This is a genomic window from Agrobacterium deltaense RV3 (assembly GCF_900013505.1).
Lineage (GTDB): Bacteria > Pseudomonadota > Alphaproteobacteria > Rhizobiales > Rhizobiaceae > Agrobacterium > Agrobacterium leguminum.
Genome location: NZ_LT009746.1, coordinates 445448 through 458349, shown reverse-complemented (window position 1 = coordinate 458349; position 12902 = coordinate 445448). Strand labels below are relative to the sequence as shown.

The 12902-nt window shown below is 60.5% G+C and carries 12 protein-coding genes; 4 read left to right on the top strand and 8 right to left on the bottom strand.

From position 1 onward, the window contains the following. Window positions 1-1326 carry an NAD(P)/FAD-dependent oxidoreductase gene (locus tag AGR7B_RS16435; protein WP_080857343.1) on the bottom strand — a complete coding sequence of 442 codons (1326 nt, stop codon included), beginning with the start codon at window positions 1324-1326 and terminating at the stop codon, window positions 1-3. Between the two features lie 230 nt (window positions 1327-1556). On the opposite strand from AGR7B_RS16435, the gene AGR7B_RS16430 reads away from it, so the two are divergent. Beyond that, complete coding sequence (locus AGR7B_RS16430) at window positions 1557-2033, top strand: Lrp/AsnC family transcriptional regulator (protein WP_003506856.1); 477 nt, start codon at window positions 1557-1559, stop codon at window positions 2031-2033. A gap of 43 nt (window positions 2034-2076) precedes the next feature. Here AGR7B_RS16430 and AGR7B_RS16425 read toward each other — a convergent pair whose 3' ends face one another. The 7 genes from AGR7B_RS16425 to AGR7B_RS16395 all read right to left on the bottom strand — a co-directional run bounded on the left by AGR7B_RS16425 (window position 2077) and on the right by AGR7B_RS16395 (window position 10525). After that, on the bottom strand, window positions 2077-3732 hold the full coding sequence (locus tag AGR7B_RS16425; RefSeq protein ID WP_080857342.1) for an ABC transporter ATP-binding protein: 1656 nt from the start codon (window positions 3730-3732) through the stop codon (window positions 2077-2079). Next, on the bottom strand, window positions 3732-4583 hold the full coding sequence (locus AGR7B_RS16420) for an ABC transporter permease (RefSeq protein ID WP_059753371.1): 852 nt from the start codon (window positions 4581-4583) through the stop codon (window positions 3732-3734). Before AGR7B_RS16420 ends, AGR7B_RS16425 begins: the two co-directional genes overlap by 1 nt. Further along, window positions 4583-5533, bottom strand: a complete 951-nt coding sequence (locus AGR7B_RS16415) for an ABC transporter permease (RefSeq protein ID WP_003524664.1) — start codon at window positions 5531-5533, stop codon at window positions 4583-4585. The genes AGR7B_RS16420 and AGR7B_RS16415 overlap by 1 nt, the downstream gene beginning before the upstream one ends. A gap of 92 nt (window positions 5534-5625) precedes the next feature. After that, entirely contained in the window at window positions 5626-7236 is a 1611-nt protein-coding gene (locus AGR7B_RS16410; protein ID WP_080857341.1) for an ABC transporter substrate-binding protein, read from the bottom strand. A 93-nt stretch (window positions 7237-7329) separates the two neighbouring features. Continuing rightward, window positions 7330-8043 (bottom strand): HAD-IA family hydrolase, encoded by a 714-nt coding sequence (locus AGR7B_RS16405; protein WP_162934181.1) that lies wholly within the window; start codon window positions 8041-8043, stop codon window positions 7330-7332. Between the two features lie 257 nt (window positions 8044-8300). Further along, complete coding sequence (locus AGR7B_RS16400; RefSeq protein WP_080857339.1) at window positions 8301-9674, bottom strand: aspartate aminotransferase family protein; 1374 nt, start codon at window positions 9672-9674, stop codon at window positions 8301-8303. Window positions 9675-9688: 14 nt separating this feature from the next. Continuing rightward, window positions 9689-10525, bottom strand: coding sequence for a GNAT family N-acetyltransferase (locus tag AGR7B_RS16395; protein ID WP_080857338.1), 837 nt, complete (start codon window positions 10523-10525; stop codon window positions 9689-9691). Here AGR7B_RS16395 and AGR7B_RS25970 point away from each other — a divergent pair. The 3 genes from AGR7B_RS25970 to AGR7B_RS16385 are packed head-to-tail and all read left to right on the top strand — an operon-like array spanning window position 10490 to window position 12807. Continuing rightward, window positions 10490-10852 (top strand): hypothetical protein, encoded by a 363-nt coding sequence (locus AGR7B_RS25970; RefSeq protein WP_143240745.1) that lies wholly within the window; start codon window positions 10490-10492, stop codon window positions 10850-10852. The two genes, AGR7B_RS16395 and AGR7B_RS25970, sit on opposite strands and share 36 nt — an antisense overlap. After that, window positions 10849-11517 carry a haloacid dehalogenase type II gene (locus tag AGR7B_RS16390; protein ID WP_080857337.1) on the top strand — a complete coding sequence of 223 codons (669 nt, stop codon included), beginning with the start codon at window positions 10849-10851 and terminating at the stop codon, window positions 11515-11517. Before AGR7B_RS25970 ends, AGR7B_RS16390 begins: the two co-directional genes overlap by 4 nt. 15 nt (window positions 11518-11532) lie before the next feature. After that, window positions 11533-12807: an NAD(P)/FAD-dependent oxidoreductase gene (locus tag AGR7B_RS16385; RefSeq protein ID WP_080857336.1), complete on the top strand. Its 1275-nt coding sequence runs from the start codon at window positions 11533-11535 to the stop codon at window positions 12805-12807. Window positions 12808-12902 lie beyond the last annotated feature (95 nt).

The following is a 12902-nucleotide window of genomic DNA, read 5'->3' as shown; positions in this document are numbered from 1 at the left end:
TCAGAAATCCGCGACCTTGCCCCAGGACGAATTCAGGAAACGGCTGGGGTGATAGGGGGCGGCATCGACGATCGGGTTCGAGCCCGTCACGATATCGGCGATCAGATGGCCGGCGCCCGGCCCTATGCCGAAACCATGGCCGCTGAAGCCGGCGGCGAGAATGAAGCCGGGCAATTCGCTGGTTTCGCCGATGGCGGGCACGCCATCGGGCGTGCTGTCGATGAAACCGGCCCAGGCAGCGGAAATCTGCGTTTTGCCGAGGGCGGGCAGAAGCTCAAGCGCCCTTCGATGAGTCTCGCGGATGGCGGCGGCGTTGGGTTTCGGGTCGAGAATACGAACCCGTTCCATCGGCGTCGGCGCATCGAGCCGCCAGCGTTTCAACGTCTCGTGGCCGCCGCGAATGCCTTCCAGCCCGCCCGGCCGCAGGCTTCGCCAGCGCTTGAGGAACATCGGGATGAATTCACGGGCAAACCGCATCTGCTGCGCCGTCGGGTCAATGCGCCCCAGCCCGCTGATGGCGAGTGTGTAACCGCCGTCTTTTCTCTTCGTTGCCGAAACGGCGGCGGTGTGCAGCGCATCCGGCAGCCCTTCCGCACCCGGTGTGACGGAGAGGATGGAAGAGCGGACGGAGGCCTGCGGGAAACGAATGCCGAGCTGCCGGCAAAAGGACGACGCCCAGGCCCCGCCGGACATGATGGCGGTTTTGGTGCGGATCGTGCCTTTTTCGGTGACGACGGCGCTGACCCGGCCGCCTTCCGTCTCAAGCCCGCGTGCGGCGCAATTCTGATGCACCGTGCCGCCTAGCTTGATGATGGCGCGCGCCACGGCGGGTGCCGCCATGGAAGGATCGGCCGTGCCGTCCGTCGGCGAAAACACGCCGCCTTTCCAGCGCTTTCCCGTGGATCGGCCGCGTTCGCTCGCCTCATCGGCGCTCAGCATATGGGTCGTCACGCCTGCGGTAATGGCAAGGTCGCGCCAGCGCGCCCAGCCGGCAAGTTCGGCCTCATTGTCGCTCAGATAAAACAGCCCGCAGCGGCGAAAACCCGTGTCCTCGCCGCTCTCTGCGCCAAACTCTTCCCAGAGCGCCAGGCTCTTGGTGGAAATCGGCAATTCGCGGGCGTCGCGGTTCTGCTGGCGGCACCAGCCCCAGTTGCGGCTGGATTGCTCCGCTCCGATCAGGCCTTTTTCGACCAGCGCCACTTTCAGGCCGCGCCGGGCGAGATAATAGGCGGCGAAGACACCGACGATGCCGCCGCCGATAATGACGGCGTCTGCGGATGTCGGCAGTTCCGGCGATGTCGTGATCTGTTGTAGCGGGGCGGGCATGGTCGGACTCCTTATATTCGTCCTAATTTACCTCAGCCGGCGTGTAAACGCTGCCAGACTGGGCCTCTTGCCGGAATCTCCTGCTGTTGGGCGAGGCCTCTGCAACTCTTTATGCTGCATCAAAAAAATATCCCCACGTCGACAGGGCTCGCCCATGTGGTAAGATTTCCTTTGCCGCGCCAGAATTTTATGCCGCGTGTTCAAAAAACAAAAAAGGGGTTCCGCACGTGATGAAACTTGACCGGATCGATATCAAGATCCTCTACGAATTGCAGAAAAACGGTCGCATCACCAATGTCGAGCTGGCGGAACTTGTCAATCTGTCGCCAAGCCCCTGCCTGATGCGGGTGAAGAAGCTGCAGGCGGAAGGTTATATCGAGGGTTATTCGGCGCAGATCAACATCAACAAGCTCGGCCAGACGCTGACGGTGTTTACGGAAATCACGCTGAAGAACCATCGCCAGATCGATTTCGCCCGCTTCCTCGGCGTTGTCGAAAAGATCGACCAGGTGGTGGAATGCCACCTCGTTTCGGGCGGTTACGATTACCTGCTGAAATTCGTCACCTCTGGCATCGTCGAATATCAGTCGATCATGGAGCGGCTGACCGATATGGATGTGGGCATCGACAAATATTTCAGCTTCGTGGTGCTGAAATCGCCGATCATCAAATCGCATATGCCGCTGACCAGCCTGTTTCCGCTGTGAGGTGTGAGAAAACGGCCCGTTGCCGGGCCGTATCATTTCATTCTCACCTTTTCGAAAACGCCCGCACCAGCTCCGCATCCTGCTGGAGATTGTCGAGCCATGTCGGGTCGAGTTTCGGCACCGAGGAAAACAGCAGTTTCGAATAGGGGTGGGAGGGCGATTTGATCGCTTCGGTTTCCAGATGCTCCACCTTCTGCCCGCCATACATCACGACAATCTCGTCGCAGATGGTTTCCACCATCGAGAGATCGTGGCTGATGAAGATATAGGAGAGGTTCAGCTCCCGCTGCAGCTCTCCGAGAAGATCGATGATCGCGGCCGCCACCACGGTATCGAGTGCCGAGGTGATTTCGTCGCAGATGATGAGCGAGGGTTCGGCGGCAAGTGCGCGGGCGAAATTGACGCGTTGTTTCTGGCCGCCGGAAAGACCGGAAGGGTGGCGGTGACGCACCGAGCGCGGCAACTTCACCATATCGAGAAGTTCATCGATCCGGGCGTCGCGCGCCTTGCCTTTCATGCCGTGATAGAAGGTCAGCGGCCGGCCGAGAATATCCTCGATGGGTTTCGAGGGGTTGAGTGCGGTATCGGCATATTGGAACACGATCTGCATCCGGCGCAGCTGGTCGCCGGTTCGACGCCGGGCATCCGCATCCAGTTCCCGGCCTTCGAAGACGACATGGCCGCCGGCCGCCGGCAGAATGCCGGCGATGGCGCGCGCCAGCGTCGATTTTCCGCAACCGGATTCGCCGATGATGCCGAGATTACGACCGGGATAGACCGAGAGGCTGACGCTATCCACCGCCCGCACCAGCGGCATCTTGTCTTCGCCCTTCGTTCCGTAACCGGCGATCAGCTTTTCGATGTCCAGCAGCGGCGTTGCCTGCTCCTGTCTGGCGGGTGTGATGACACGCGCCTTGTCATGAAAGGCCGTCAGCAGTTCCTTCGTGTAGGGATGCTGGGCATTTTCGAGGATATCGGTGGTCGTACCGGTTTCCTGAACCTCGCCGCCTTTCAGCACAACGATCCGATCGGCGATCTGGGCGACGACGGCGAGATCGTGCGAAACATAAACGCCGCCGATGCCGTTCTTGCGCATTGCCGATTTGAAGGCACGCAGAACCTCGATCTGGGTCGTGACGTCGAGAGCGGTGGTCGGCTCGTCGAAGATCACCAGCTTCGGATTGCCGATCAGCGCCATTGCGGCGGAGAGGCGCTGAAGCTGGCCGCCGGACACCTGATGCGGGTAACGCTCGCCGATGGTCTCGGGGTTGGGCAGCGACAGCGCCTTGAAAAGTTCAACCGCCCGCGTGCGTGCTTCCTGCGGTGGCATCAGATGGTGGATGCGGGTGACTTCGATGACCTGGTCGATGATCTTCTGCGCCGGGTTGAAGGCGGCGGCGGCGCTCTGCGGCACATAGGCCACTTTTGTGCCGCGGACTTTGGCGCGTTCGACTTCGGAAAGCTGCACCATGTCCTGGCCCGCCACCTTGACGCTGCCGCCGGAAATGCGGCAGCCCGGCCGGGCATAGCCCATCAGGGTCAGCGCGATGGTAGTCTTGCCGGAGCCGCTTTCGCCGATCAGCGCGACGATTTCGCCATCGGCGATGTCGATGTCCACGCCTTTGATGATGTCGATACGGCGGCCGGAATCGGTGGTGGCCTCGACTTTCAGTCCACGGATTTCAACAAGATTGCTCATTATTCGCTCCTGTCGCGGATTTTCTGCGGCAGATTGTCGATCAGCAGGTTGACGCTGATCGTCAGGCTGGCAATGGCCAGCGACGGGAAGATGACGGCGGGGGCCGCAAACGGCAGGCCGCCGATGTTCTCACGCACCAGCGCGCCCCAGTCCGCATTCGGCGGCTGCAGGCCGAGGCCGAGGAAGGAAAGGCCCGACAGAAGCAGCACGATGAACACGAAGCGCACGCCAAGATCGGCCAGGACGGGCCGGACGATGTTCGGCAGGATTTCAGAGCCGATGAGGTAGAACAGGCTTTCGCCGCGCACCCGGGCGACGGTGACGAAATCCATTGTGTTGACGTTGACGGCGAGCGCCCGGGCGAAACGATAGGCGCCCGGCGTATAGATGACCGACAGCGTGATGATCAGCACCGGAATGGAAGAGCCGACGGCGGCGACGACCACGAGGCCGAAAAGTTTGCTCGGAATGGAATTTACGGCATCGAGAAACCGGCTGAGCGCCGCATCGAACCAGCCGCCGATGACGGCGGCGCACATGCCGAGCACGACGCCGGAGGTGCAGGCGATGGTGACGGCGGCGAGCGATATACCGACCGTGAAACGCGCGCCCATGAGAATGCGGGAGAATACGTCACGGCCGAGATAATCGGAACCGAGCCAGAGGTCGGAGGTCATCGGCCCGAAATAATCGAGATCGACGATCTCACCGACCGGATGCGGAATGAGATAGGGCGCGAAGATTGCGACCATGGCCCAGAAAAAAATGACGAGAAAGCCGAAAACACCGACTGCGTTGATCTTGTAGCCCAAACGCGAGGTCCCCGAAGTTGTTTTGATATTGTCGGCCATCAGCGCAGCCTCGGATTGGACATGATGGCGATGATATCCGCCGTCGTGATGAGGAGGAGATAACCGACGCAGAAGATCATCGCGCAGCTCTGGATCAGCGGCAGGTCGCGGGTTGCGACGCCATCGACCATCAGCTTGGCAATGCCGGGATAATTGAAGATTGTCTCGACGATGATGACGCCGCCGACGAGATAGGAAAGTGATAGCGCCACCGCATTGACGATGGGACCGAGCGCATTGGGAAGCGCATGGCGAAGCACGATGCGCATGCGCGGCGCGCCCTTCAAAAGCGCCATTTCCACATAGGGCGTATCCAGCGTCTCGATGACGGCGGCGCGGCTCATGCGGATCATCTGTGCGGAAACGACGAAGGTCAGCGTGATGACCGGCATGGCATAGACCCGCAGCACATCGAAAAGCGTGTGAACCTCGCTGACCAGCGACAGCGCCGGAAGCCATTTCAGATAGACGGCGAAAAGCAGCACGGCGAGTGTGGCGATCATGAATTCCGGCACCGAGATGACGCCGATGGTCAGCACGGTTACGGCCCGGTCATAAAGCGTTCCGCGCAGCATGGCGGAGCTGATGCCGAGGGTCAGGGCCAGCGGCACGGCGATGATGGTGGTAATGCCGGCAAGCTTCATGGAGTTGACGAAGCGCGGCCCGATAAGATCGGCAATCGCCATGTTGTTGGCGTAGGACGTGCCGAGTTCACCCTGCAGCAGGCCGAGAAGCCAGCGGACGAAACGCAGGAGGGCCGGATCGTCGAGATGCATGGCGGTGCGCAGGCCGGCCACGGCCTCCGGCGTCGCCGCCTGGCCAAGCAGGATCGTCGCCGTGTCGCCGGGCAGCAGGCTGGTGGCGGAAAAGACGATAAACGACACGATAAGCAGCGTCGTCAGCATGACGACCAGCCGCCTGGCGATAAGGGATAATATCCGGCTGTTCATTCACATGCTCCTGCGACGTGCCTGATTGTGGAGGCTTTCCGCAACGACGGAAAGGCTGCCGGGCGCATTTTCGCGCCCGGCTCCATGGTCTATCAGGCTTCGAGCCAGACGTATTCCGCAAAGGCGTAACCCATCATGCCGCCGAGCGGATTGGCTTCCAGACCCTTGAGCTTGGAACTGATGGCGTCGACATTCGAAATATAGGCGGGAATAATGGTGCCGGCTTCGTCGGCGATCATCGTTTCCAGTTCGAAGTAGATCTGCTTGCGCTTGTCCATATCGAGCATGCCGCGTGCTTCGAGCATCAGCTTGTCGAATTTCGGCGACTTGTACTGGCTTTCGTTCCACGGTGCGTCGGAAGCGTAGAGCAGCGAGAACAGGATATCCGGTGTCGGGCGCGGGTTGATGTTGCCGAAATGGACAGGCGCCTTCAGCCAGTAATTGCTCCAGTAACCGTCCGAAGGCACGCGCTGCACATCCAGTTTGACGCCGATTTCGGCGGCGGAAGCCTGGATGATCATCGCCATGTCGACGGAAGAGCTTGCCGCATCCGATGCGATGACCGGAATGGATTGGCCAATGAGGCCGGCCTTCTGGAAGTGGAACTTCGCCTTGTCAGGATCGAAGGCTTTGGGCTTGAGGTCCGGATTGTGATAGGGGCTCATCGGCGGAACCGGCTGGTCGTTGCCGACTTCACCGAGACCGCGCAGGGCCGCCTTGACGATCTGCTCGCGATTGACGATCGACTTCATGCCGGCGACGAAATCGGCGTTATTACCGGGCGCCTGGTCAAGACGCATGTTGAGGTTGGTGTAGTTCCCCGATGTCGTCTTGGACAGAACGACACCGTCCTGCTTGTCGAGCAGGCGAAGTGCACGCGGGTTGATGGAAGCCGCGAGCTGGATATCGCCGGAAAGAAGGGCGTTGACGCGTGCATTGTCGTCCGAAATCGCCATGAATTCGAAGCTGTCGATGTGCGGGCCGCCAGACTTCCAGTAATTGGTGTTCTTGCTCATGATCGAACGCACGCCCGGCTCGAATTTTTCGAGCTTGAAAGCGCCAGTGCCGTTGCCCTTGGAGAAATCCGTGGTGCCGTCGGCAACGATCATGAAATGGTGCAGGGCCAGAATGGATGGCAGGTCCGCATTCGCGTTCGCCAGCGTGATTTCGACTGTGCTCTTGTCGAGAGCCTTGAAGCCGGTCATCTGCGCGGCAATCTTTGCGACCTTGGAACCGACGGCCGGATCGAGATGTCGCTTGAGCGAATAAACCACGTCGTCGGCCGTCAGGGCCCTGCCGTCGTGGAAGGTGACGCCGGAACGCAGCTTCACCGTCCAGGTTTTGGCGTCCTTCGTTTCGATAGCTTCGGCCAGCTCCAGCTGTGGTGTTCCGGAAACATCGAGGAAGCTCAAACGGTTATAGAGCGCGCAGCAACGAACATAGTCCGTCGAAAGCGAGGCCTTTGCCGGATCGAGCGTATCGGCGGTGGAGGAGGACCAGCCGGCAGCTTTCAGCGTGCCGCCAGAGACCGGCGTTGCGGCCACGGCATTTGAAGCGCGGCCGAGGATGGCCGAACCGGCGGAAAGGGCGACGCCGCCCGCCAGCAGCATGTGAAGCAGCTCACGCCGCGTTGCGCCGCGCCGGATCGCCTGTTCAACGGCGGCATCGTCGGAGCGGGTCCAGTTTGTAATCCTGTCACTCATGGTCTTCCCCTTTTGTATGATTTGTTGAAATGCGTCTGAAGAAATTTCCGGCATGCCGCATCCCAGTTCGCGGCACGCCATTGGCGGGGCGGCTCAGCCGCCCGTCTGTTTCACTGCTTCGGCAAGGCCGGCCATCGAGGTGAAGTGGTAGTCAGGCTCGGTAAAGTTTTCCGGCTCGATCGTACCGCCATATCCTTTCTGGGCGTGGCGACGCTCGATCCAGCAATTGGTCATGCCCAGTTTCCGGGAAATGCCGATATCGTGGTACTGGCTTTGCGCGACGTGCAGAATGTCGTCCTTCGATGCGCCTTCGCTTTCCACAAAGGCAAAGACCTTTTCGAAGAAGGCGGGATCGGGTTTTTCGGTGCCGGTGTCATCCGCCGTGAAAGCGGCATGAAAGGGATTGCCGAGTTCCTTCGAGAAATATTCGAAGGCCCAGCGCTGGGCGTTGGTCATGGCGATGAGGCGATGCGTCTTGGCAAGTTCGGCCATGGCGGCGCGGCTGTCTTCAAAGCCTTTCCAGCTTTTTGCCGCATCGCGCAGGCGTTCACCGAATGCGCGTTCCGCCGGCAGGCCGAGTTCGGGAGCGATGATCAGGTATACGCGGACGAGGTCATCCGGAAACAGGTCGGTCGCGTCGGAATAACGGGCCGCGCGGTAAAGCGCGAGCGCCTTTTCACCATCCACCTCCACGCCGTTTTCCGCGCCGATTGCGGCCAGCGTCGATTTCATGCCGCCTTCGAAATCGATGAGGGTTCCCACCACGTCGAAGCTCAAATATTTGAAGTCGCTCAGTTTTTTGGGCAATGTCGGTCTCCGCTTTGCCGCCTTAAGCCTCTTGGGGAGCCTGCGGCAGATTATTCTGTTCCCGGACGGGATCCTTGCCCCGTTCCCATTTACGATTACGCCCTTTTTTATGGCGTTTAGTGCCGTTTGCATTAATAGTTTGGCACTTTCGTCACACCGGATTCGCCGAAATGGATCGGCTCTTCAGCAGAATATTGCGAATATGCGGTGCGTTGCGACATTTCGAGAGGATGCCGCAACGCCACCCGGCTATCGCCTCAGGCCATGGCGGCCCGTACCGCGGGGTCTTCGAGCGTCTGGTCGAGGGTCTTCAGCGTCCGCTCGATGATGGCGTCGATCTCGCTGTCGGTGCAGCAGAGCGGCGGCGCGTAACCCAGAATACCGTTCGCAAAGGCGCGCACGATCAGACCGTTTTCCCAGGCGCGGTCGAAAACCTTGCGTGCGGGTGCCGCAGCGGCCGGCAGCGGCGTTTTCTTGTCCTTGTCGGTCACGAGTTCGATGGCGGCGAGCATGCCGCGCCCGCGGACATCGCCGACCAGCGGATGGCTTCTCAGGCTCTCAAGCCCCGCCATCAGCTTTTGACCGGCGCGGCGGCCGTTTTCCAGCAGCCCGCCCTCGTAAAGTTTCAGCACTTCGAGACCGACGGCGGCGCTGACGGGATGGGCCGAATAGGTGTAGCCATGCCCGATTGCGGCCTCGCCTGCGAAGTCGGCTATTGTATCATAGACGTGGTCCGCCATGAAGACGGCGCCCATCGGCACGTAGCCGGAGGTGAGGCCCTTGGCGGTGGTGATGAAGTCCGGCACAATATCCTCGTCGGAACAGGCAAACAGCGGCCCCGTGCGGCCAAAGCCGGTGATGACCTCGTCGGCGACGAAGAGGATGCCATAGGACCGGCAGAGGTCACGCATGGCCTTGATCCAGCCGGGAGGCGGCACGAGAACCCCGCCGGAACCCTGGATCGGTTCCGCATAGAAGGCGGCGACGCGGTCTGGACCGATCGTCTCGATCTTGTCCTTCAGGATTTGCAGGGAGGATGCGATAATGGCGGCCGGGTCGCTTCCCACCGGGTTACGGTAGGCGTAGTGCGACGGGATTTTGTGCTGCCAGTCGTAGGGCACGCCGAAACCGGCATGGAAAGCGGGCAGGGCGGTGAGGCCCGAACCGGCGGTGGTGGAGCCGTGATAACCCTGTTCGATGGAAATGAACTGGTCGCGCTGCGACTGGCCCTTGGCATGCCAGTAATAGCGGATGAACCGAATGGTGCTGTCCACCGCATCGGAGCCGCCAAGCGTGAAATAGACGTGGTTGAGATCGCCCGGCGCGCGGTCTGCAAGCTCGGAGGCCAGCCGGATGGCCGGTTCGCTGCCAATGTCGAAATAGGCGGTGGCATAAGGCAATTCCCGCATCTGCTTTGCCGCCGCCTCGACGATGCTGTCATGGCCGTAGCCGGCATTGACGCACCATAGGCCGGCAAAGCCGTCGATGAGCTGATGGCCGGTCATATCGGTGACGATGGCGCCGCGTGCCGATTGCAGCACCCGCACGCCCAGCTTCTCATGGCCGCGGAAGGAGGAGACAGGGTGCACCAGATGGGCGCGATCCAGTTCGATCAGTGAATTGCTTAACATGGGTCTCTCCGGATTCAGCCCAGCGCCTGGCTGGTCAATGCGAATGTTTTCAGTTTTTTGTCGGCGGGGATTTCGGTTTTCGACCGGCGCATGGCGATGCCGCCGCCGACATGGCCAAGACCGCGTTCGGCAAGCCAGGAGGCAAGCCCCGTATCGGCTGTGGTGTCCACACGAAGGAATGCGCCGGGACGTTCAGAAAACACGAATGCGATCAGATCTTTCGCGATTTCAGCGTTTTCCGCCACAACCGGGCCGATGACTTCGCCGCGCCCGAAGGCGCGAAGTGCTGCAAACCCCTTGATGACGCCCTGTTCCTGCACGAGGGCGAAACGCGCCCTGTCGGCAAGTGCTGCAAAGAGGGCTGTACGATCCACACCGAAAGCCTGCGCATCGAGCACGGCGAGTTCGGCCGGATCGATGGTTTCCGCCCAGGTGACACCTTCCGGTCTGTCGGTCACCGCCGGAATGCCCTGATGCTGGAGCACCTCGCCGCAGGCGGCGAAGCCCAGCTTTTCATAAAGGGGCAGGCCGTCGGCCGTGGCTACAAGACGGCACTCGCGATTTTCTGCTGCGTCCAATGCCGCGCCCATCAGCTGGCGTCCAAGGCCGCGGCCGCGGATGCTCTCGTCCACGATCACCATATTGACGGTGGCGCAGGTGTCTCCAAGAATCGTCGCCATGGCGGTTCCGACGACACGCCCGTTTTCCAGGGCGACGAAACCCTTGCTCAGGGAAAGGACCAGCGCCCAGTCTTCTTTCCGGTGCGGCCAGCCGGCCTGGCGGGAAAGTTCAACGGCCGCGTCGAGGTGGTCCGGTTGAAACGTTTGGATATCGATCAGGCTCGCCTGCATGCCGGAACTCCGTTTTTCTGCTTATTCATTGATAGACCGATGCCGAAAGAAGATTGTCCCGACAAATGGGAAGGTTCGATATGTTTCGCTGTTGCTTTTATCCGCCGCCGCATCTTATGCCGCGTCCTGTTCGCATCCGGCCGTAAACCGGGGACTGGCGGCGGCTTCCGGTTTGCCTCAACGCAACTCTCTGCCAAACTGGCGGCTGCATACGCAACAATCTGCTTCCGCGAATGGCAATTGCGGTGCGCCGACGGGGCAAAGGCTTTCTATGATCTGATTATTGCAGCCACCACCAATCCCCAAGCAAGGATGACGACGACATGACCATCTTCCGCCCTAAATACATCACTTTCGATTGCCACGGCACGCTCATTCATTTCCAGATGGCAGAGGCTGCCCGCGATCTCTACGGTGATCGTCTGGGAGAGGCGGAGATGGAAGAGTTCATCAAGAATTTTTCCGCCTATCGTCTGGACGAGGTCATGCATGACTGGAAGCCTTATGCAGAGGTCGTCCACAATGCCCTGTCGCGCACCTGCAAGCGCAATGGTGTAGCCTTTAAGGATGAAGATGCAGCAATTGTCTATGAGCGGGTTCCGACGTGGGGGCCGCATGCCGACGTTCCGGCGGGTCTTTCCAAGGTCGCCAAGGAGATCCCGCTGGTCATTCTGTCCAACGCCATGAACTCACAGATCATGTCGAATGTCGCCAAACTCGGCGCACCGTTCCATGCCGTCTATACGGCAGAGCAGGCACAGGCCTATAAACCGCATTTCAAGGCTTTCGAATATCTGTTCGACATGCTCGGTTGCGGCCCGGAGGACATCCTGCACGTGTCGTCCTCCTTCCGCTACGATCTGATGTCCGCCCATGACCTCGGCATCAAGAACAAGGTCTGGGTCAACCGTGGCCATGAACCTGCAAATCCCTATTACGGTTACACGGAAATTTCAGACATTTCCGGCCTTGCGGGCGTTGTCGGACTGTAAGAGAGGACATTGATCATGAAGCTCGTCTCCTATTGGCACGACACGGCGCCCCAGTTTTCCGGGGCGGCGCAAGGTCCTGTCGAAGGCCATTATGATGTGGCCGTCATCGGTGGCGGCTTCACGGGTCTCGGTGCCGCGCGCCAGCTTGCGAAAGCCGGTGCGCGCGTTGTCGTTCTGGAAGGGCAGCGCGTGGGCTGGGGCGCTTCGGGCCGCAACGGTGGCCATCTCAACAATGGCCTTGCCCATTCCTATCTCTCCGCCAAGGCGGAACTCGGCAAGGAGCGGGCTATCGCGCTCTACAAGGCGCTCGATTCCTCCATCGATACGCTGGAGGCGTTGATTGCGGAGGAGGGGATCGAGTGCAATTTCCGCCGGGCAGGCAAGCTGAAAATGGCGTCGAAACCGCAGCATTTCGAAGGTCTGGCGAAGAATTTCGAAGCGGTTCACGCCGAGGTCGATCCCGATACGGCGCTTCTTTCCTCGGCCGATCTAAAGTCGGAGATCGGCTCGCCCTTTTATGGCGCCATGCTCTCGAAGAAGAGCGCCATGATGCATATGGGCCGCTATGTGGCCGGCCTCGCCGAAGCCGCCAGCCGTCATGGCGCCGTGATCTTCGAAAATGCGGCGGTGACGAAGCACATCCAGAACGGCAGGACCCATGAACTGGAAACTCCGCGCGGCAAGGTGACGGCCGACAATGTTCTGGTGGCGACCGGCGCCTACACGCCGTCCGGCTTCGGTTATTTCCGTCGCCGCATCATCGCGGTCGGCAGTTTCATCATCGCCACGCGGCCGCTGACGGATGCCGAGGTTCAGGCCTCGGTTCCGGGTAACCGCACCTATGTCAACTCCATGAATATCGGCAATTATTTCCGGCTTGCGCCGGACAATCGCTTGATCTTCGGCGGTCGCGCCCGCTTTTCCGCCACGTCGGACCAGCGTTCGGACGCCAAAAGCGGTGCGATCCTGACGGAAAGTCTGCATCGCATCTTCCCGCAGCTTTCCCATGTGCCGATCGATTATTGCTGGGGCGGTCTGGTGGACATGACCAAGGACCGTTATCCGCGCGCCGGTTTTCATGACGGTGTGTGGTACGCGATGGGTTACTCCGGCCACGGAGCGCAGCTCTCGACGCATCTCGGGATGATTATGGCTGACGCCATTCTGGGACGGCCGGACAAGAACCCGCTGAAGGGGCTTGATTGGCCGGCGGTTCCCGGTCATTTCGGCAAGCCGTGGTTCCTGCCGCTGGTGGGCTTTTATTACAAGATGCTGGACAAGATTCAGTAGAAGGGCTGTTCGTTTTTCCGTCATGCCGGACTTGATCCGGCATCCAGCCACCGCGCGTCTGCGCGGTGAAAGAGTCTTCTGCGATCAAGGACTTG

What these genes read in the sequence shown, in the direction of transcription:
- AGR7B_RS16390 (WP_080857337.1), top strand. Translation starts at nt 10,849, where the DNA reads ATGACCATCTTCCGCCCTAAATACATCACTTTCGATTGCCACGGCACG.
- AGR7B_RS16430 (WP_003506856.1), top strand. Translation starts at nt 1,557, where the DNA reads ATGAAACTTGACCGGATCGATATCAAGATCCTCTACGAATTGCAGAAA.
- AGR7B_RS16435 (WP_080857343.1), bottom strand. Translation starts at nt 1,326, where the DNA reads ATGCCCGCCCCGCTACAACAGATCACGACATCGCCGGAACTGCCGACA.
- AGR7B_RS16410 (WP_080857341.1), bottom strand. Translation starts at nt 7,236, where the DNA reads ATGAGTGACAGGATTACAAACTGGACCCGCTCCGACGATGCCGCCGTT.
- AGR7B_RS16385 (WP_080857336.1), top strand. Translation starts at nt 11,533, where the DNA reads ATGAAGCTCGTCTCCTATTGGCACGACACGGCGCCCCAGTTTTCCGGG.
- AGR7B_RS16415 (WP_003524664.1), bottom strand. Translation starts at nt 5,533, where the DNA reads ATGAACAGCCGGATATTATCCCTTATCGCCAGGCGGCTGGTCGTCATG.
- AGR7B_RS16425 (WP_080857342.1), bottom strand. Translation starts at nt 3,732, where the DNA reads ATGAGCAATCTTGTTGAAATCCGTGGACTGAAAGTCGAGGCCACCACC.
- AGR7B_RS16395 (WP_080857338.1), bottom strand. Translation starts at nt 10,525, where the DNA reads ATGCAGGCGAGCCTGATCGATATCCAAACGTTTCAACCGGACCACCTC.
- AGR7B_RS16400 (WP_080857339.1), bottom strand. Translation starts at nt 9,674, where the DNA reads ATGTTAAGCAATTCACTGATCGAACTGGATCGCGCCCATCTGGTGCAC.
- AGR7B_RS16420 (WP_059753371.1), bottom strand. Translation starts at nt 4,583, where the DNA reads ATGGCCGACAATATCAAAACAACTTCGGGGACCTCGCGTTTGGGCTAC.